The following is an 18,110-nucleotide window of genomic DNA, read 5'->3' as shown; positions in this document are numbered from 1 at the left end:
GAGATAGATCGTGATCAGGATTAGCTTCTCGCGACGGGGCGACCGAGCGGCAAAATTGTCTTTCCCGCGGTGGCGTTAATCACGGTCGCAAATGACGTATACAAGGCCGTAAGACCGCAGAGGAGGCCAACCCATCCGCCCGGTTGACTGCCCATCACCCCAAATCCGTGTAGCGCAAGCAAGAAGAAGGCGATCCACAGTGTCAAAAAGACGAAGAACAGCGCCCGATTGAGATAGAACGTGCCAATCCAAAGGAATAAAGTCAGGATGCCAAAGAACAATAGAAATACGCCCAACCCGGCCGGCGGTGCTGCCTTTTCAATAAAATAAAAGGCAATCCAGAAGGCGCCGTACGATGAAAACGCCGTAGCCCCGAATGTGTTTCCTTTGCGAAACTCCCACATGCCTGCGATAAACTGGGCGCCGCCGCCGTAGGCGAGCGCCAGCCCAAGCACAACACCGAGAGCGCCTGGACTGCTGACGCCCGCGTTGATCAAACTTAAAATACATGTGGTAATACCGAATCCAGCCAGCCCAAGCGGACCAGGATCGGCGATTTTTGTTTGTTCTGCCATGGCAAATCCACCTTCTTTCATCATGTCGCGAGTGGTGCGACAACGACATTCCTTCACAACCGTCGACATTCAGACTGCGGACATCACCCCCCTTGCGTTAGTCCTGATCCTTGTATTGTGCTTTCAGCGCTTCCACGACGCTGGGATCCGCAAGTGTTGTCGTATCGCCAATGACTCGCCCTTCACCAATGTCGCGAAGCAGGCGGCGCATGATTTTGCCGCTGCGCGTCTTTGGCAGTTCTGCCGTGAACAGAATCTCTTCCGGGCGCGCCATGGCGCCAATCCGTTCGACTACGTACTGTTTCAACTCCGCGATCAGGTCATCGGACGCCGAGACTCCTTCGCGCAAGGTGACGAACGCGGTGATGGCCTGGCCTTTCACTTCGTGTGAACGGCCAATGACGGCTGCCTCAGCGACGGCCGGATGCGCGACGAGAGCGCTTTCCACTTCGGCGGTGCCAATCCGGTGGCCCGACACATTGATGACGTCGTCGATCCGCCCGAGAATCCAGATATACCCGTCTTCGTCGAGATGAGCACCGTCGCCCGGCAGGTAGATGCCTTCGAATTTGCCGAAGTATGTGTTGCGGAATCGTTCGTCGTCACCCCACACAGTACGGAGCATCGACGGCCAAGGCTTGGTGATGACCAGATAGCCGCCGTGGCCAGGAGGAACTGAGTTGCCCTCTTCGTCTACGATATCGATCGCGATGCCAGGAACGGGCCTCGTCGCCGAGCCGGGTTTCGTCGTGACAAGACCTGGCAGCGGAGCGATCATCGCACAGCCTGTTTCGGTTTGCCACCACGTGTCGACGATGGGGCAGCGTTCTTGGCCGATATACTTGTGGTACCACATCCATGCCTCCGGATTGATCGGTTCACCCACGGTTCCTAACAGTCGAAGCGAGCTTAGGTCGTGTTGTTCGACATACTGTGATCCCCATTTCATGAACATGCGGATCGATGTCGGTGCGGTGTACAGGATGGTCGCGCCGTACTTTTCTGCAATCTCCCAATACCTGTCGCGATCCGGAAAATCGGGCGAACCTTCGTACATGACGACGGTGGCGCCAGCAGAGAGCGGGCCGTACACGAGGTACGTATGGCCGGTAATCCAACCGATATCTGCCGTGCAGAAGAAGATGTCGTTGTCTTTAAGATCGAACACCGTGCGCATCGAGGTGTTGGCACCCGTCAAGTAGCCGGCTGTCGAGTGGGCGATGCCTTTCGGTTTTCCTGTGGTTCCCGACGTATACAGTAAAAACAGATAGTCTTCCGAGTCCATGGGTTCCGCCGGAAAGGGTGAGGTGGGGGCGCTGGCCATCAGATCCTGCCAGCGAACGTCACGGCCATCCTGTAACTCAATGGCAGCTTGCGCACCCACACGTTCGACGACGATGACCTTCTCAATTGGCGTGCCGACGACGGCTTCATCGGCGTTCGCTTTCAATGGCACGATCTTGCCGCGCCGCCAACCCGCGTCTGCCGTGATCAGGAGCTTGCTGTCCGCGTCGATAATCCGATCGCGCAGAGCTTGCGCTGAGAATCCACCGAATACCACCGAGTGAATGGCACCAATCTTTGCGCAAGCGAGCATGGAAATAGGCAACTCCGGCACCATGGGCAAATAGATGGTGACGCGGTCGCCCTTTTGTACACCCAGTTGGCGCAGCGCGTGCGCCGCTTTGTCGACTTCGCGCCGCAGCATATCGTAGGTGAGGACGCGATTATCGCCAGGTTCGCCCTCCCAAATAATGGCCGCTTTGTTTTTACGATGCGTTAACGTGTGTCGATCCACACAGTTGTACGCGGCATTCAATTTTCCACCGATAAACCATTGGGCGTGCGGAGGATCCCAATTGCAAACGCTTTCAAATTCCTCAAACCAAGTGAGTTCGTGGGCCTGTGCAGACCAAAACCCTTCTGGATCCTGCTCGGCCGATTCATAAATCCTTGCATCCTGAACATTTGCCTGCTGACGGAACGATTCCGATGGAGAGAAGGTACGGGATTCATGCAACAATGTATCGAGTTGTTCTTTTGGACTCATATGTCGGCTCCTTTCGACGAGTCGGGTCAGAAACGACACGACAAGTTGAGCTAATTGTTATTATCATAGAATAAGTTGTATGAGAAAACAATCAGTGAGGGGGAACGTGGTAATCACTATATGTGAACGGGCCGCCAATATGATTCACGGGTCCGGGATTGGGGCAAAAACAAGATGGCTGCTCGCTTCGCGCATCATCCGCGCTTGTCGAGCAGCCATATCATAGGCCGAGCAAAATCAGAGGTCTTCTTCCTCTTCCTCAGAGTCGTCGAACAAATCGTCGTTGTAGGCGTCCACTACACGCTGCCATTCTTCGTCATCGTCGATTTCTGCAAGAACCATTTGATCTCCATCTTCACCATCAATTCGGAAAATGACGCCTTCTTCCATTTCCTCATCAATTGGCAACAGCACCGCATAGTCCTTTTCATCGACGGTCAACACTTCGCCGAGGACAAATTGATGTTCTTGTCCGTTCTCGTCTTCAAGAACGATAATTTCGTCGTCGTGCTCGTGCTCATGCAAATGTTCATCCGCCATCGCAAGCTCATTCCTATCCGATATCAAAATTTGGCTGGTGCCATGCCTGAAAAACATAACACCATATGGTACGAGTGTCAACGATTCATGGATGAAACATACCGCAAAACTGCCCCATGTTGTTACACGTTTTGCGGTGGTTCTGCGATGGCGGCAGACAGTCGGGCCGTGACGGCGTCAAGCAGATCGTTTAACCGTTTCTCGGCCATTTCAAACGATTGGACATCAGGAATGCGATGGAGCTCGGACAGCAGGGCATCTGCCTGTTCGAGCAGGTGTCGATAATGCAGCGGCGGCACCTTGCGGGCTTGAAATTCGCCAACCTGTTCGCGCAGTTCGCGAAACTGTCGCAGTAGGGCAGAAGCTTCACGGTTTGCCGCGAGACGAGCCTGTGCCTCGCGATACGCTGCGGCCTCTTCCGATTCGGCAATCAAGTCAGCCAATTCGCTCGCTTGCACAAGAAGCTGGTTTCTATCCACGGCCCATCACCCCCTGTCAGCCTAACCCGTGTGTATGGGACTCATACTGGGGGCGCTCGAACGTGTTACGGAAGTCGGCGCGTCCGCCAAAGAGCCGACTCTTCCTCGCGATCGATCTCCTCGAGTTCTTTTACCGCGATATCAAACGCCACTCGATCACGCCGATCCAGCGCTTGGTCAATTTGCATTCGAATCCGTTCACGTCGCAGCGCCCTCGCTTCCACCTCGGACAAAACTTGCTGCACTTCTGGCGGAATGGGTAGGTCTGGTAGATTTACAAAGACATACAGCTTGTCGCTGGACGACGTGTTGGCGAAAAATGATTGCAATGCAGGCAGGATTTCTTCTGCCTGACTCACTTTCTTAATGCGCCCGTTAATAGGAAGACGAGCAATCATGCCATGTCGGCCGATGATGAGCAGTGGCACATTCTCCAGCACGATGTTCGTTGCTTCGAGTTGGCCGTTACGAGCAGCGAGAAAATCGATGACTGCTTCAGCCCCTGCAGGGAGAAGTTTGGTTTTTAAAATCAGGATATCGTCTTTTGTCATCATCGAGTGTTCACTCCTTTTTGGCGGAGTTTGCTGTTCTGACCGATCATACGCCTGGTGACATGCCTTCGCGCACCCCTCGAGACGATGCGGCGGTTCTACAATGGAGAAAACGGCTCTAGTCCGTACGGCTCGCTTGTGACCACCGAAAGTGGTGCAAGTATTGTAGCAGAACAGCGGTTTAAAGGAAACGTGACAAACGCCAAATTCCCAAGTCACACATGCTTTCCCTGTGTCGCAGCAAGTCTTGGCGCCATACTATCGATGGGGGGATGGCCGATGAACGACTGGGTGTATTTCGCGGGTTTGTACGACAGTAAGTTTGAAGCGTACTGCGCGGTGATGTGGGTCGAAGCTGATGAGCGGATTCGACGCACGGCGCAGCCCACGGAAGTTGAGGTTTATCGTTCGCGCAATGGGAAGTACGGCGTTCGGTTCCGCTCACACACCATGGGGTCGGAACGCCGTTCGCTGGTTCGCCATTGAACATCATCGACCATCTTTGCATTGTATATGGCAAACAGCCATCCGGGCCGGCCGGATGGCTGTTTTCAGTCTGTCGTCAGAATCTTCAATGTTGCGTTGGGCGGTAGTCGTCATCCCGATCCATCAGGAAAGCGACAACTTCCTCGGGCAAATGGTCGCGCTCGTCGCCTGCTCCCTTTGCCGCATCGCGTTGCTTGGTGGCAGTTGGAGGTTTCACTGACTGTGTCGATTGACCAGACGAGGCTTGCCTTTGTTGCTTGCCCTGTTGCGCTTGCGTGGTTTGTTGCTGGGGATTGAGTAAGCTTTGCGCTGCAGAACGAATCGGACACCAGCCAGTGACCCCTTCTGCGACTTTCATGGCGCCATATCCCATTAAAAAAGCTTTGGCGAGCGGTGACTGGCGCCTGCCGCGAGCGGCGCTGGCAATGCTGATGACACCTGTCGCCAACCGGAAGTAGCGATCCGCCATAGACAAGTTTGCTTGCACGCTTTCGCCCCCTTTGTGTTCAGTCATGAACAGTATCCGCAAGGCAAGCGAAGGCCATGCTTGCGTGAGGGTGGATCGCGTGTTTTTGCGAAAAAGCAATTGACTTTGACTATTGTTGACTAAATGGCGTTTTTCGTACATCATGGGTATTGTAAGAGGTGTGATGAAGAGGAGGCTTGGGGTATGAGTTTAATTCCGTATGTGGTGGAACAAACCTCGCGCGGCGAGCGCAGTTATGACATCTATTCGCGCCTGCTGAAGGATCGGATTATCTTTTTGGGCACGGCCATCGACGACGATGTCGCCAACGCAGTTGTTGCTCAGTTGTTGTTTTTGGCTGCCGACGATCCGGATAAAGACATTCAAATGTACATAAATAGCCCGGGCGGCTCGGTTTCGGCCGGCCTTGCCATTTATGACACGATGCAGCATATCAAACCAGACGTGAGCACGATGTGCGTCGGTATGGCGGCGAGCATGGGAGCGGTGCTCTTGACAGCGGGAGCCAAGGGGAAGCGATTCGCCCTGCCGAATTCAGAGGTGATGATTCACCAGCCGCTGGGTGGCGCACGTGGCCAAGCGTCTGATATTGAGATTCACGCGCGCCATATTTTAAAAACGCGCGAACGCTTGAATCAAATCCTCGCCGAGCGCTCAGGACAGCCTTTGGAACGCGTCGCACAGGATACGGATCGCGATAACTTTATGTCGGCCGAAGAAGCGAAGGCGTATGGCCTGATCGACGAGGTCATTTATCGGTAATCGCGACCATGTGCCACAACCGAGGTGCGTCACGCGCCTCGGTCTTTTCCGTTGGAGGGATCGTTTTGGAAGGTGCGCTCTACTTAGACTACGCGGCAACAGCACCACTGTCGTCTGTGGTGCGCGCGCGCCTGCACGAGTGGATCGACGTGTTTGGCAACCCATCGTCGTTGCACCGAATCGGGATGGAAGCCGAAGCGCTGTTGAGTGAGGCGCGTAAGACGCTGCGCCAGGCCTTAGGGGCAGACCATGGCGACATCGTCTTTACGGGCGGCGGCACGGAGGCGAATAACCTGGCCATCTTCGGAAGTGCAGCATTGTTGCAAAACAGAGGTCGCCACCTCGTGACTACGGCGGTTGAACACCCGGCGGTTCGCGAGGCGTTTGGCAGACTGGCCGAGCACGGTTTTGAAGTCACCCACGTGCGGCCAACCAATCAGGGCGACATCGCGGTGAACGACGTGTTGGCGGCGGTTCGCGATGACACGTCCCTGGTGTCGGTCATGCATGTCAATAATGAAACCGGGGCCATCTTCCCGGTCGAAGCGTTGGCGGACAAGCTGTCGGCATGGCCGAAAGTCCGATTCCACGTCGATGGAACACAGGCTTTGGGGAAAATCCCTGTGTCGTTAGCAGATAACACCAATATCCACCTGTACACGGTGTCCGGCCACAAGGTTGGCGGTCTCAAGGGTGTGGGTGCGCTCTACGTCCGCCAGGGCGTGCGCTTGTCGCCGCACGTCGTGGGGGGCGGTCAGGAGTTTGGACTGCGTTCCGGCACGGAAAATGTGCTTGGCGCCATCAGTTTCGCCGAAGCGGCGCGCGAGGCGGTACAGGATATGGAGGCCGCGAGACAAGATGCGCACGCGCACAGGCAATCGTTTATCGAAGGCCTGGAACGCATTGGGCACTGGGTTGTCTTCTCGCCGGCGAGCGCTTCGCCGTACATCGTCTATGCCGCGCTGCCGGGCCTGAAAGGCGAGGTCATCGTCCACGCGTTGGAGGAAAAGGGTGTATACGTCTCAGCCGGCAGCGCCTGTTCGAGCGGAAAGCGATCCCGCCACACCAGCCACGTGTTGGCCGCGATGGGCGTGGACAAGCGGGTCGCGGACGGTGCTGTGCGATTTTCGTGGCATCCGCGCACGTCGCAGGCGGAGCTGGAGCAGGCTTTGACCCTGGTTGCGGAGCGGACTCGGTGGTTACTCGACATGATGGGAAGGCGGTAGGGCAGATAGATGTATGATCACATCTTAATTCGCTACGGGGAATTGACGACCAAGGGTGCCAATCGCTCTGACATGGAGCAGATTCTCGAGCGCAACGTGCGCCAGGCTTTCGTGGCGTGGCCGCAGGTGCGAGTCGGTCGCATTCATACGCGCATCGTCGTGGAACTTCATGGGGTGCCGGTCGAGCCGGCATTGCAAACATTGCAGCACGTCTTTGGCATTTCCTCCTTTTCGCCTGTGGCGGTTGCATCGCTCGACATAGAAGCGATCTGCGACACGGCGATCCAGGTGGCCAAACATGAACTGGCGGGCAAGGGGACATTCAAGGTCGAAGCTAGGCGCGGCAACAAGCAGTTTCCGCTCGACAGTCCCGCGATTGCCCGCGAGGTGGGCTCAGCCGTATTGCGCGCTCTGCCAGAGGTTCGCGTCGACGTCCACCATCCCGATTTGGTACTCGAAGTCGACGTGCGCAAGTCACAGGCGTACGTGTATCCACGTCGGGTGCCCGGGCTTGGGGGCTTTCCCATCGGCATGAGCGGCCGCGCGATCGCGCTGTTGTCCGGCGGCATCGACAGCCCTGTCGCTGTCTGGAAGGCGATGAAGCGCGGTTTGTCGCTTGACCTGGTCCATTTCCACAGTTTTCCCTTCACGAGTGAGCGCGCGCAACGCAAAGTCGAGGATTTGGTTGAGATTCTCGCGAAGTGGGGTGGCCCGCTTCCTTTACATTTGATTTCGGTCACCGAAATTCAGTCGGAGATTCGCAAGCATTGTCCGGAAGGGTTGCGAACTGTGTTATTGCGGCGAATGATGTTCCGCATCGCCACCAAATTGGCCGACGAACTCCGTGGTGGAGCTCTCGTCACAGGGGATAGCCTTGGCCAGGTCGCCAGTCAAACGCTGTCGGCGCTCAACGCCGTCGACGCAGCGACGAATCTCACCGTGATCCGGCCGTTAGCCACGGAAGACAAGCTTGACATCATCGATGTCGCGAAACGAATTGGGACATATGAGACGTCTGTGCAGCCGTTTGACGATTGCTGTTCGCTGTTTGCGCCAAGGCGACCCAAAACGAATCCCAAATTGGAAGAAATCGATCGCGCGGAAGCGCCCTTGGACGTCGAAAACTTGGTGGCGGCGGCGGTCGCATCTCGCGAGTGCAAGCGCATCGGCATGTAAATGGGGGCATGGATGGCTGGCGGATCGGACACGCTACAAGCGGAGGTGGCGGTGGAGTGCAAACCATCCGAACCATGTTTCGTCTGTTTCGGACATTTTCCATGTTGTATACCCTCTGGCGTGGGTCGCGCGCGACCCAACTTCTATACATTGGCTCGATGGTGTGGCGCTTTTTCCGTGGCCAAAAGGTGCGGCCGCGGCCGCCGCGCGTCGTGGTCACGTTTGTCGATCCCCATACAGACGCGATTTACAAGCGGCGGGGCTGGCGGCGGATCGAGCGGCGCCCCGGGAGATGATGCCTTCTTTGGTTTCGATACGTTTAATCATTCTTATAAGTGGTTATAACAAATGATAGCGTCGTGATAACCGCGACAGAGCGAATGTATCGGAACGTTGGCCTCGGTAGCGGGGCTTTCAAGGAGGATGACATCATGCGCCAGACGCCTCGAGCCATGCGCCAAGATGCGTGGACGACGGAAGACGACGAGATTCTAGCTGAAATTGTCTTGAAACACATTAAACAAGGTAGCACGCAGCTTGCGGGTTTTAACGAAGCCTCGCGCAGGCTGGGCCGTACTGCGGCAGCCTGTGGTTTTCGCTGGAATGCGTGTGTGCGCAAACAGCAGCGCCAGATCATTGAGATGGCGAAAGAGGAGCGCAAGAAGAGCAAGTCAGAGCGCGTGCAGGCACAGATGGAAGGCGGCGATGTCGATCACCCGACGGCAACGCTGATGACTTGGGCGCAGGTTCTGCGTTTTTTGCGCCAGGAAAAGAATACAGCCCAAGAATGGGCTTCACGCTGGCGAAGTGCTGAGCGCCAAGCGAATGAGTGGAAGAGCCGCTACCGCGAGCTCCAGGAGGAGCATAGAAGGTTACGCGACGAATTGACTCGCATGCGCTCAAACTATGAAACGGTTGTCCAGGATTACAAAGCTCTCGTTGAAATCATGGAGCGGGCGCGCAAGGCGGCCTTGCTTGACGATACACAACTTGGCCCCGAGCTGGCGGAAGGCTTTATGTACCAGATCGACGAGTTTGGCAATCTTGAAAGAATTGAGCATGGGCCGATGGAGCGGGCGGAATAAGCCTGCTCCTTTTCATGTTTGATGGGAATGCGGGGCAAGGTGTAAAGCCATCCTAACATTGGGATGGTGACAGATATGCGATGGATGTCTTGGCTGCACAAGTGGCCGCGTGTAACAAAATGGGCTGCTGTTGGCTGGATGTGCGGTGTCCCGATGTTGATCGGCGGCTGCTACGACCGACAGGAGTTAGAACAGCAGGCGTTTGTCAGCGTACTTGGTATTGATGCGGCACCCGGCAATCTGATCGATTGCACGTTTCGGATCGCTCAGCCCATCAACCCGTCTGGCGGCGGCAGCAAGGGTGGCATGGAACCACTTGCCGGCAAGGAGCCGGTAACCGTGCGGGCACGCAGCATTTCGGAGGCGATGGTCATTGCCGGTGGGTCGATTGAGCGCACGGTGACATTCTCGCACCTATCGTTGATTGTGTTCGGCAGCGATCTCGCCAAAAAGGGAATCCAGCCGTATATTGAGCCACTCACCCGCTACCGCGAGTTTCGTCGGACAGTACCGGTTTCCGTGGCGGTCGGACAAGCCAAGGACGTGATCGATGCGTTTCAGCCCATGCTGGATACGGCAATTACGCGTATTGCGGACGGCGTTGCGCTCGTATCGCAGCGAACGGGTGTCGCCCCGGTGTGCCGGATTCAAGATTTGATCGATGGCATGGAAAACCCGCATGAAGACGCGATCGCGCCCCTGTACAGTTTGAATCAATACGTGAAGGGAAGCCAGCTCCCGGAAAAACCGGTTCTGAGTTACGAGGCGGGGACGGTCGAACGTCTTGGCGGCAATCCTGTCGATTGGATGGGGGCGGCGGTCTTTCGTGGGGATAAATTGGTGGATACGCTGACGGGAGAGGACTGTATTTACCTCCGACTGTTGCAGGGCGGCGTCCATCACGCGACGCTCAATTTGTCGGATCCAGAGGAGCCATCGCGGGATATTGGACTGGAATTGCACAAAGAACGGCCTGCCGAGTATCGAGTCAGTCTAACCAACCCGGTGAAAATCAGCGCTGCGGTACCCATGGATGTCGATGTCATCAACATCTCAAGCAGCCGCAACTATGTCGATCCAAAGGCTCGCGCACACCTGGAGCAAGAATTGGACAAACAAGTCAGTACGCGCATGCAGTCGTTGTTAAAGCGCCTCTTGGTTGTGGACCAAACGGATGTGGTTCCTGTGTCCAAGGCGGTGCGCGGACAATTCGAGACATATCAACAATTCGCGGCCTTCCCGTGGGAAGAACATCTGCAAAACGCGCGGATCAATGTGCGCGCCGACATTCACGTGCGCCGCTTTGGCGTGCAAACCGAGCCGGTGCAACAGCGGGCGTAGGCGCGGGTGGCGCGGACGCGGTGGCGGAGCCTGTCGGCGGCAGGTTGTACCACCCGGGAAATCCAGGATGCAGGGCCGGCGGCTGGAGCGGTGGGTGTGTATGCACGTGCGGCGGCAATGGTCCTTGTGGCGATTGCCGCGGCCATGTCGATGGCGATTGCGTCCGCTGGGGGAGCACTGGAGCAATGTCGGCGGGCTCGCTCGCTGGATCAGTCATGGAAGTGCCTTTCAACACGTTGCCAATCATGGCCGCAAACAATGTTTGTACCACGGGCGATTCGAGCATGGCGAGGAGATCCCGCGCCGAAACGGGCGTTTCACCGGTGAGCGCTGCCCCTTTTAGCGTCTTTGTCAACGCTACAGCCAGTCGCTGAAATTCGCTCTCGGTAAGCCCTAACTCGCGAGCCATCGCGCGAAACTGGCCTCTTGCACCGCGTGCGCCTCTCGCTTTGCGCTTGTTACCCTGTGTCTTGGCCATCGGATCGTCCCCTTACATCCATTTGTAGGCGGCAACTGATCCAGTTCATGCGAGCGCATTGACAAATGCGCAGGTCAAACGTCCCGAGACGCCGTTAGGTCAACAACCCGCCGTTGACGCCGATGACCTGCCCTGTGATAAAATCGGCGGCTGGATCGGCCAAAAACAGGGCGGCTGCGGCGACGTCGTGCGCCGTGCCAAGGCGCCCCAGGGGCGTCGCATCAACGATTGCGGCTTTTTCCTCGACGTCAAATTGCGCCAACATGTCGGTGTCGATGGCGCCCGGTGCAATGGCGTTGACGGTAATGCGCAGCGATGCGAGTTCTTTTGCGAGCGACTTCGTCCAGGCGATCACGCCGCCTTTCGCAGCCGCGTATGCCGCTTCCATGGCGGCGCCGGCAATTCCGTGCATCGATGCGATATTGACGACGCGAGCGTGCGGGTGTCGGCGAAGATACGGGATGGCGGCGCGAGTACAAAGAAAGACGGAGGTCAGGTTGACCGCCATGATGTGTTGAAAGCGTTCGAGGCTCATCTCCATGGCAAGCCCGTAGTCTGCCAATCCTGCATTATTGATGAGAATACTCGGCGGACCCAACTGTGTGCTGGCGAGCATGAGGTGCTCGACCTCGGTTTCGGCGGTGACGTCCGCCTGGATGGCCGTTGCCCGCACGCCGAATTGTCTACATGCGTCCACCGTCGCGGCGGCTAAGCTTTTTTGGCGATGGTAATGGACTGCCACATTTGCGCCTTTGGATGCCAACGCGATGGCAATGGCTTGACCAATGCCGCGCGATGCTCCCGTAACAATCGCCGTGCGCCCGGCGAGGGGACGCATACAGTGTTCAGACGGTTTTTGATGGTTCAATCGATCTTACAGCTCCTTACGATTTTACTTCTCCGTTGTCTTGTTGTTATGATGGGTTTGGCCATCATGGGATAACGAAGGGGCGATTCCTCCTTGAAATGTACCATTCATCAAGCGCCGACGGGCAATCGCTTGACGGACGCTTATCTATTTGATTTCGCATCGGTCGCCCACCTGTATGATGGGCAGAATCCGACACTCGAATCAACATACATAACGCGGGCAGATCAGGTCGTGGCACACTTTGACCAGACACAGCGGCAACAGTTGGTCGACGCTTTGACCGTCTATAGTTTGCAAATTGGCGCCAGCGCCGTACAGCGCGAGGCAATTGGCAAGTTGCTCGATCCGAGAAGCGTCGCGGTTGTAACAGGCCAGCAAGCCGGCCTCTTTACCGGTCCCATATATTCCATCAGCAAGGCACTTTCCGCCATTGGTGTTGCCGCCGAAATGGAAAGGATGTTGTCGCGGCCAGTCGTGCCCGTGTTCTGGATTGCTTCCGAGGATCACGATTTTGGCGAGGTCGATCACGCCTACGTGATCGACAGGAGCGACGCGGTGGCACGCATTCGCTTAGAGCATCGCTTTGATCCGCACCAAATGGTGTATCACGCTCCGCTTCTCGGGGCGCAGGTCGACAGCGTCATTCACGAGGTCGAACAGCTCTTGCCGGAGGCGGAATACAAGACTCAGTTGTTACACAGTCTCGCGTCCGCTTGGCAGGAGGGAGACTCGCTAGCCGTCTGGTACGCGCGATTGCTTGCACAAATGTTGCGCAATCACCCAATCGTTTTCTTGGATCCATGTCTCCCTGCTTTGCGCCGACTTGCCTGGCCTGCATTTGCCCATGCATTGCAGCATGTCGAAGACGTGCAAGCGAATTTGGAGCGGGCGTATGATGAGGTCACTGCGGGCGGATTTGTGCCGGAGGTCGTGCGCGATCCACTGCATAGCACGGTGTTTCGTGTCGTGGAGGGTAGGCGCTACGTGCTCGAGCGCGTGGATGGAGGATTGCGCACGCGCGGGCAGGGCGAGGAGAAAAGTGTTGCAGAGTGGCTTGCTGTAGGCGAACAAGAACCGACCGCGTTTAGCGCCAACGTCCTCTTGCGCCCTGTCGTTCAGGATTATCTCTTGCCTACTCTGGCATACGTGGGAGGGCCATCCGAGATTGCGTATCACGCGTTGGCGCGAGCCGTCTTTCATGCCCATGAACGGACGGTACCTCCGCTCATTATGCGCCAGCGGATGCGGATCGCCGTGCCGAAGGTGTGGCGTGCCATGAACCGATGGCAAATTGAATTTGCGCAAGTTCGCGAGCCATCCGATTTGGTGTACACCTATGCATTAGGCGATCTGGCGAACGATATCGAGACGCGTACCGAGCAGGAAGTGGCAGCGATTCGGCAGCGGCTTCAGGACATCTCGGCAACGTATGCAGAACTTGGCCCACAGGTGGATACGTTGGTACAACGGCACGCGCAACGTGAAGCCGAACTGTGGTTGCGACTGCAAAGCAAATTACTGCATCTTGCCGAGCGGCGGCGCGGTGACGACGTACGCCAATTGCGGCGCATTGAACGTTGGTTTTGGACGGATGGACACGAGCAGGAGCGCCGTCTTTCACCGCTGAACCTGTGGAGCGAATTGGGGTGTGACTGGTTCGCGAGTCTGCCAGTGTGGGGAAGCGTTGGTCAACCGGGAGCTGTACTTGAGATCGTGGTGGAATAACTTTGAAATAGGCCGTTTCAACTTTAGGGCGATCCGACCGCATGCAGCGGCTTGGGTCGCCCTTTCCTGTGCCGTGAAATTTAAAAATTTCCATGGGACCTGTGGCAGGAGATCCACAAGTGAGGGCGAACAGGTATAATCGTGGTGGAAAGTGGGGCAAAGTGGGGAGTTAGAACAGGTAGGTGGTGAATGTCGTTGTTCATGGGTGAATTTGAACATGCCCTCGACAGCAAAGGGCGGCTGACCGTGCCTGCGAAGTTTCGCGACGGTTTGGGGGAGTCGTTCATCGTCACCCGAGGCCTCGACAAGTGCCTGTTCGTCTACCCACGAGATGAGTGGAATGTTCTGGAGAGCAAACTGAAATCACTGCCGATGGCGCGTGCTGATGCGCGTGCGTTCGTCCGGTTCTTTTTTTCGGGAGCAAGTGAGTGCGAACTCGACAAACAAGGTCGCATTCTCCTGCCGCAGAAGCTGCGCGACTACGCTGGGTTACAGAAGGACTGCACGTTGCTTGGGGTGTCGAATCGCGTAGAAATTTGGGACACGGAAATCTGGGCAAACTACGCGGGCGAAGCTGAGTCGTCGTTTGCGGAAATCGCGGAAAACCTCGTGGATTTCTCTTTTTAACCCAGCGATGAGGTGATGTGCAGGTGGAGTTTCGCCATGAGACGGTACTGCTCACGGCAACCGTGGATGCCTTGGCGCCTCGTTCACAAGGGGTGTATGTCGACGCAACGCTTGGCGGGGGGGGCCACACGCGCCTTCTGCTCGAGCGCTCCAGCCCGGGTGGACGCGTGATCGCGATGGATCAAGATGAAACTGCGATTCGCAACGCGGCTGCGCTGGTTGCGGACTATCCAGGGCGCTTGACGTTGCTGCAGGCGAATTTTGCCGACATCGCGGAGCGACTGCCAAACTTGGGTGTGACGGAGATTGATGGTGCGATGTTTGACCTAGGCGTCTCGTCGCCTCAGTTCGATGTGCCGGAACGCGGATTTAGCTATTGGCACGAGGGTCCGCTCGACATGCGGATGGATCGAACGGCAGAGCTTACGGCAGAGGATGTCGTCAACCATTGGACGCAGGCGGAGTTGGCACGCATTTTGCGCGAATACGGCGAAGAGCGCTTTGCTGGCGCGATTGCCCGGCGGATTGTGGAAGCGAGGAGCGTTCGTCCCATCGCGACAACGACGGAGTTGGCGGAGATTGTGAAGGCCGCCATCCCAGCGCCAGCTAGGCGCAAGGGCCCGCATCCTGCACGGCGAACGTTTCAGGCCATCCGGATTGCGGTCAATGACGAACTTGGAGTTCTCGAGCGCGGTCTGAAGGGGGCATTTTCATTGCTTCGCGCCGGTGGCAGGCTCGCTGTGATTAGCTTCCATTCGCTTGAGGATAGAATTGTCAAACAGATGTTTAAGGAACTGGCAACCGGTTGTATATGTCCGCCAGAACTTCCTGTATGCCAGTGCGGTAGAGAACCGAAGGGGCGGCTTGTGACGCGCAAGCCCGTCGCGCCAGCTGACGTTGAAGTGCATGAAAATGCGCGGGCGCGCTCGGCGAAACTGCGCGTGATCGAAAAGCTATGAGCATGGGAGGAACGATTGAAGATGGCTGCATTACAGGAGGAGATTCGCACTCGCCGCGAAGCGGTCGTGCGCACGCCGCTCGTCGACGAGCGAAACAGACAATCGCAGCAGGAGCGAGGGGCCAAGAAGCAGGCCTGGTTCAATCGAATCAGTTTGGCGTTCTGCTGTCTTGCCAGTTTTGGCGCCGTGTGGATGGTTGCCGCAAAGGGTGCGCAAATCTATGAGATCAATCAAAACAACGTGCAGTTGCAGACGCAAATTCAGCAGCAACAGGCGGTCAACGCGATGCTCAAGACACAGGTGGCACAGTTGGAGCAGCCTTCGCACATTCTCAATGTAGCCATCAATCAACTGCATATGCAGTACAAAAATCCCATTGTGATACCGAGTGGTCAAACGGGGCAGTGAACGTATGAATCGAGGGCATGATGCGAACCGCAACCGCAGCGGGCGCCAGAAGAGTTGGAAACGAAAAAAAGGGCGCATTTGGTTTGTGCAGGGGGGCATGGTTCTTTGCCTTGCGGCGGTCGTCTTTCGAGTGTACGACGTGCAACAGGTTTACGGCGGATCGCTAAAAAAAGCGGCAGACAAGGTGATCGATGTTACGAAGCCTCTGCTTGCGCCGCGCGGGGCGATTCTCGACGCGCAAGGGAACGAGATCGCCTACGACGTCCCCGCCTACTACGTCGATATTCAGCTCCAACACTTGCGGCCGTACGCAGATCAGGCGGCCGCGATACTTGCCCCTATTCTCGGGACAACCGAGTCCGCGCTCGTCGCACTGTTGTCACGCGATGATCGTCCAAGCGAGTGGATTCAGTTACCTACCCCGGTGGAAGCGACGGTCAAGGAAAAGTTAGCGGCCGCGTTCGATGCGCATGCGTGGGCTCCTGAAGCGACGAAGATTGCGTGGTACAACGACATCACCTTTACGCCAACGGAACTGCGCGTGTATCCTTACGACGAATTTGCCGCCAATGCGATTGGATACGTGTCGAAGGGCACTGGGCAAAGCGGTGTCGAATTGGAGTATAACAAGTTGCTGGCTGGCACGAACGGGGTCATGTCCTATCAACAGGATCCGACGGGAGTGCCGTTACCTGGCTCCGTTCACATTACACAGGCCGCCAAGCCAGGGGACAACGTCCAACTCACCATCGACGATACGATTCAGGGGTACGTTGAGCACGAGATGGACAACCTCATGGCCAAATACCATCCTGCACACGCTGCCATCATTGTTTCCGATCCGCAGACAGGGGCGATACTTGCCATCTCAAGTCGGCCCACTTTCAATCCCAATCAGTATTGGAAGGCTAGTCTTGATGCCTTGTCACAAAATTGGGCAGTCAGCAGCGCCTTCGAACCGGGATCGACGTTTAAGCCGTTCGTCCTTGCGGCAGCTCTTCAGACGAACTCCATTGGACTCTATCAGACGTTTGCATCGGGTCAAATCACGATTGACAATCAGACGATTCACGATTGGAACTATACGGGTTGGGGAACCCTGACGTTTCAACAGGCGCTCGAGGAGTCGTCGAACGTCGGCTTCAGCAAGATTGCCTTGGCGTTGGGGTGGCCAAACATGAACAAGTACCTCAACTTGTTTGGCTTTACGCAACCGACCGGCATCGATCTTCCGAACGAAGCGACATCCCTGCTCTTTCCGAAGTCCGGGCAGGGGCAACTCGAATTGGCGACGGCCGGATTTGGTCAGGGTATTGCCGTGACTCCGTTGCAACAAATCGCAGCCATGGATGCGATTGCTAATGGTGGTAAGTTGATGCGGCCGTACATTATGCAAAAAATCACGGCCCCTTCCGGAAAAGTGGTTCAAGAAACGAAGCCCACGGTTGTACGGGACGGATTTCTCTCACAGCAGGTCATTGATGAAGTCAGGCAGTCGATGGTGCTTGACGTCTCGGATCCGAAGCACGGCATCGACAGCGGTGCGGCGATTCCTGGGTACCAGGTGGCAGGTAAAACAGGTACCGCGCAGATTGTCGATCCGGCGACAGGGCAGTATTACAGCAATCGCTTTGAAACGTCGTTTATTGGTTTTGCGCCTGCCAACAATCCAAAGGTCGTTGTCTATGTCACAGTGTACTGGCCCAAGACGGCGCCAGACGAGGCCTGGGGAAGCACGGTTGCTATCCCGCCGGCCAGAGCCATTCTTCAGGAATGTTTGAATTACTACCACATTCCGCCGACGGGATCCGTTTCGGTGGCTCAGGAGACGCAAGGGGCTGGCCAGGTGCAATATGTCGAGACGCCAAACATCGTCGGCATGACATCGGCACAAGCGAAAGAGGCGTTGGCCAAGGACGGGCTGACAGGGATGTTTGTCGGCACGAGCGGCACGGTCACGCGGCAGTGGCCGCAAGCGGGGATTCAGGTAGCGAAAGGCAGCAAGCTGTACGGCCTTTTGCAAAACAGTGCGGGCACAACCATTGTCATGCCGAATCTCACGGGCCTTTCATTGCGCGATGCCACGAACCTGTTGGCGGCCCTGGGACTCAACATTCATCCGTCCGGTTCCGGGTATGTCTCATCGCAGTCGGTGGCCGCCGGGACAACGGTGCACATTGGCAGTGGTGTCGATGTGACGCTCAGGCCCTAAGGCACAAAGATATCCGCCCATTCTAATTCTAGAGTTGTCCGCATAGGCTAGTCTCAACGAACAAGCTTGGCT

20 protein-coding genes are annotated in these 18,110 nt (G+C 56.5%); 12 read left to right on the top strand and 8 right to left on the bottom strand.

Going from position 1 to position 18,110, the window contains the following annotated elements; genetic code table 11:
* Nucleotides 1-20 precede the first annotated feature (20 nt).
* The 5 genes from C7445_RS07960 to C7445_RS07940 form a co-directional block, all read right to left on the bottom strand.
* Nucleotides 21-575 (bottom strand): acetate uptake transporter, encoded by a 555-nt coding sequence (locus tag C7445_RS07960; protein ID WP_134159544.1) that lies wholly within the window; start codon nucleotides 573-575, stop codon nucleotides 21-23.
* 97 nt (nucleotides 576-672) lie between these two features.
* Nucleotides 673-2,625, bottom strand: a complete 1,953-nt coding sequence (gene acs / locus C7445_RS07955) for an acetate--CoA ligase (protein ID WP_134159543.1) — start codon at nucleotides 2,623-2,625, stop codon at nucleotides 673-675.
* A 237-nt stretch (nucleotides 2,626-2,862) separates the two neighbouring features.
* Nucleotides 2,863-3,165 (bottom strand): DUF1292 domain-containing protein, encoded by a 303-nt coding sequence (locus tag C7445_RS07950; RefSeq protein ID WP_134159542.1) that lies wholly within the window; start codon nucleotides 3,163-3,165, stop codon nucleotides 2,863-2,865.
* A gap of 122 nt (nucleotides 3,166-3,287) precedes the next feature.
* Nucleotides 3,288-3,644 (bottom strand): YlbF/YmcA family competence regulator, encoded by a 357-nt coding sequence (locus C7445_RS07945; RefSeq protein ID WP_134159541.1) that lies wholly within the window; start codon nucleotides 3,642-3,644, stop codon nucleotides 3,288-3,290.
* A gap of 65 nt (nucleotides 3,645-3,709) precedes the next feature.
* Nucleotides 3,710-4,198, bottom strand: a complete 489-nt coding sequence (locus C7445_RS07940) for an IDEAL domain-containing protein (protein WP_134159540.1) — start codon at nucleotides 4,196-4,198, stop codon at nucleotides 3,710-3,712.
* 276 nt (nucleotides 4,199-4,474) lie between these two features.
* On the opposite strand from C7445_RS07940, the gene C7445_RS07935 reads away from it, so the two are divergent.
* Nucleotides 4,475-4,681: a hypothetical protein gene (locus tag C7445_RS07935; protein ID WP_134159539.1), complete on the top strand. Its 207-nt coding sequence runs from the start codon at nucleotides 4,475-4,477 to the stop codon at nucleotides 4,679-4,681.
* A gap of 85 nt (nucleotides 4,682-4,766) precedes the next feature.
* Here the strand turns inward: C7445_RS07935 and C7445_RS07930 are convergent, their stop codons facing one another.
* The gene (locus C7445_RS07930; RefSeq protein ID WP_166669049.1) at nucleotides 4,767-5,168 is read right to left on the bottom strand and encodes a YgaP family membrane protein; all 402 of its coding nucleotides are present in this window, start codon (nucleotides 5,166-5,168) and stop codon (nucleotides 4,767-4,769) included.
* A 183-nt stretch (nucleotides 5,169-5,351) separates the two neighbouring features.
* On the opposite strand from C7445_RS07930, the gene clpP reads away from it, so the two are divergent.
* From clpP to C7445_RS07900, 6 genes are all read left to right on the top strand, one after another.
* Complete coding sequence (gene clpP, locus C7445_RS07925) at nucleotides 5,352-5,930, top strand: ATP-dependent Clp endopeptidase proteolytic subunit ClpP (protein ID WP_134159537.1); 579 nt, start codon at nucleotides 5,352-5,354, stop codon at nucleotides 5,928-5,930.
* A gap of 65 nt (nucleotides 5,931-5,995) precedes the next feature.
* On the top strand, nucleotides 5,996-7,156 hold the full coding sequence (locus C7445_RS07920) for a cysteine desulfurase family protein (RefSeq protein WP_134159536.1): 1,161 nt from the start codon (nucleotides 5,996-5,998) through the stop codon (nucleotides 7,154-7,156).
* A 9-nt stretch (nucleotides 7,157-7,165) separates the two neighbouring features.
* Nucleotides 7,166-8,332, top strand: coding sequence for a tRNA uracil 4-sulfurtransferase ThiI (gene thiI, locus C7445_RS07915; RefSeq protein ID WP_134159535.1), 1,167 nt, complete (start codon nucleotides 7,166-7,168; stop codon nucleotides 8,330-8,332).
* Between the two features lie 56 nt (nucleotides 8,333-8,388).
* On the top strand, nucleotides 8,389-8,628 hold the full coding sequence (locus tag C7445_RS07910; RefSeq protein WP_134159534.1) for a hypothetical protein: 240 nt from the start codon (nucleotides 8,389-8,391) through the stop codon (nucleotides 8,626-8,628).
* 156 nt (nucleotides 8,629-8,784) lie between these two features.
* Nucleotides 8,785-9,417: an RsfA family transcriptional regulator gene (locus C7445_RS07905; RefSeq protein WP_040289424.1), complete on the top strand. Its 633-nt coding sequence runs from the start codon at nucleotides 8,785-8,787 to the stop codon at nucleotides 9,415-9,417.
* 75 nt (nucleotides 9,418-9,492) lie between these two features.
* The gene (locus C7445_RS07900; protein WP_243835055.1) at nucleotides 9,493-10,758 is read left to right on the top strand and encodes a Ger(x)C family spore germination protein; all 1,266 of its coding nucleotides are present in this window, start codon (nucleotides 9,493-9,495) and stop codon (nucleotides 10,756-10,758) included.
* Here the strand turns inward: C7445_RS07900 and C7445_RS07895 are convergent.
* Entirely contained in the window at nucleotides 10,688-11,236 is a 549-nt protein-coding gene (locus tag C7445_RS07895; protein WP_134159533.1) for a hypothetical protein, read from the bottom strand. The two genes, C7445_RS07900 and C7445_RS07895, sit on opposite strands and share 71 nt — an antisense overlap.
* Before the next feature lie 94 nt (nucleotides 11,237-11,330).
* A complete protein-coding gene (ymfI, locus tag C7445_RS07890; protein ID WP_243835054.1) occupies nucleotides 11,331-12,104 on the bottom strand; it encodes an elongation factor P 5-aminopentanone reductase in 774 nt (257 codons plus the stop codon).
* A gap of 93 nt (nucleotides 12,105-12,197) precedes the next feature.
* Between ymfI and bshC the strand changes: the two genes are divergently transcribed.
* The 5 genes from bshC to C7445_RS07865 all read left to right on the top strand — a co-directional run bounded on the left by bshC (nucleotide 12,198) and on the right by C7445_RS07865 (nucleotide 18,038).
* On the top strand, nucleotides 12,198-13,832 hold the full coding sequence (gene bshC, locus C7445_RS07885) for a bacillithiol biosynthesis cysteine-adding enzyme BshC (protein WP_134159532.1): 1,635 nt from the start codon (nucleotides 12,198-12,200) through the stop codon (nucleotides 13,830-13,832).
* A gap of 195 nt (nucleotides 13,833-14,027) precedes the next feature.
* Nucleotides 14,028-14,459 carry a division/cell wall cluster transcriptional repressor MraZ gene (mraZ, locus tag C7445_RS07880; RefSeq protein WP_134159531.1) on the top strand — a complete coding sequence of 144 codons (432 nt, stop codon included), beginning with the start codon at nucleotides 14,028-14,030 and terminating at the stop codon, nucleotides 14,457-14,459.
* 23 nt (nucleotides 14,460-14,482) lie between these two features.
* A complete protein-coding gene (gene rsmH / locus C7445_RS07875) occupies nucleotides 14,483-15,418 on the top strand; it encodes a 16S rRNA (cytosine(1402)-N(4))-methyltransferase RsmH (RefSeq protein WP_134159530.1) in 936 nt (311 codons plus the stop codon).
* A 21-nt stretch (nucleotides 15,419-15,439) separates the two neighbouring features.
* Nucleotides 15,440-15,826 carry a septum formation initiator family protein gene (locus C7445_RS07870; protein WP_134159529.1) on the top strand — a complete coding sequence of 129 codons (387 nt, stop codon included), beginning with the start codon at nucleotides 15,440-15,442 and terminating at the stop codon, nucleotides 15,824-15,826.
* A 4-nt stretch (nucleotides 15,827-15,830) separates the two neighbouring features.
* Nucleotides 15,831-18,038, top strand: coding sequence for a peptidoglycan D,D-transpeptidase FtsI family protein (locus C7445_RS07865; protein ID WP_134159528.1), 2,208 nt, complete (start codon nucleotides 15,831-15,833; stop codon nucleotides 18,036-18,038).
* Nucleotides 18,039-18,110 lie beyond the last annotated feature (72 nt).

It is taken from the genome of Alicyclobacillus sacchari, assembly GCF_004366795.1.
Classification (GTDB): domain Bacteria; phylum Bacillota; class Bacilli; order Alicyclobacillales; family Alicyclobacillaceae; genus Alicyclobacillus; species Alicyclobacillus sacchari.
Note: the sequence above shows the minus strand (reverse complement) of the source record. Positions and strands in the feature narration are given on the sequence as shown.

What these genes read in the sequence shown, in the direction of transcription:
- C7445_RS07935 (WP_134159539.1), top strand. Translation starts at nt 4,475, where the DNA reads ATGAACGACTGGGTGTATTTCGCGGGTTTGTACGACAGTAAGTTTGAA.
- C7445_RS07895 (WP_134159533.1), bottom strand. Translation starts at nt 11,236, where the DNA reads ATGGCCAAGACACAGGGTAACAAGCGCAAAGCGAGAGGCGCACGCGGT.
- C7445_RS07960 (WP_134159544.1), bottom strand. Translation starts at nt 575, where the DNA reads ATGGCAGAACAAACAAAAATCGCCGATCCTGGTCCGCTTGGGCTGGCT.
- C7445_RS07865 (WP_134159528.1), top strand. Translation starts at nt 15,831, where the DNA reads ATGAATCGAGGGCATGATGCGAACCGCAACCGCAGCGGGCGCCAGAAG.
- thiI (WP_134159535.1), top strand. Translation starts at nt 7,166, where the DNA reads ATGTATGATCACATCTTAATTCGCTACGGGGAATTGACGACCAAGGGT.
- C7445_RS07905 (WP_040289424.1), top strand. Translation starts at nt 8,785, where the DNA reads ATGCGCCAAGATGCGTGGACGACGGAAGACGACGAGATTCTAGCTGAA.
- clpP (WP_134159537.1), top strand. Translation starts at nt 5,352, where the DNA reads ATGAGTTTAATTCCGTATGTGGTGGAACAAACCTCGCGCGGCGAGCGC.
- C7445_RS07940 (WP_134159540.1), bottom strand. Translation starts at nt 4,198, where the DNA reads ATGATGACAAAAGACGATATCCTGATTTTAAAAACCAAACTTCTCCCT.
- C7445_RS07900 (WP_243835055.1), top strand. Translation starts at nt 9,493, where the DNA reads ATGCGATGGATGTCTTGGCTGCACAAGTGGCCGCGTGTAACAAAATGG.
- C7445_RS07870 (WP_134159529.1), top strand. Translation starts at nt 15,440, where the DNA reads ATGGCTGCATTACAGGAGGAGATTCGCACTCGCCGCGAAGCGGTCGTG.
- C7445_RS07950 (WP_134159542.1), bottom strand. Translation starts at nt 3,165, where the DNA reads ATGGCGGATGAACATTTGCATGAGCACGAGCACGACGACGAAATTATC.
- acs (WP_134159543.1), bottom strand. Translation starts at nt 2,625, where the DNA reads ATGAGTCCAAAAGAACAACTCGATACATTGTTGCATGAATCCCGTACC.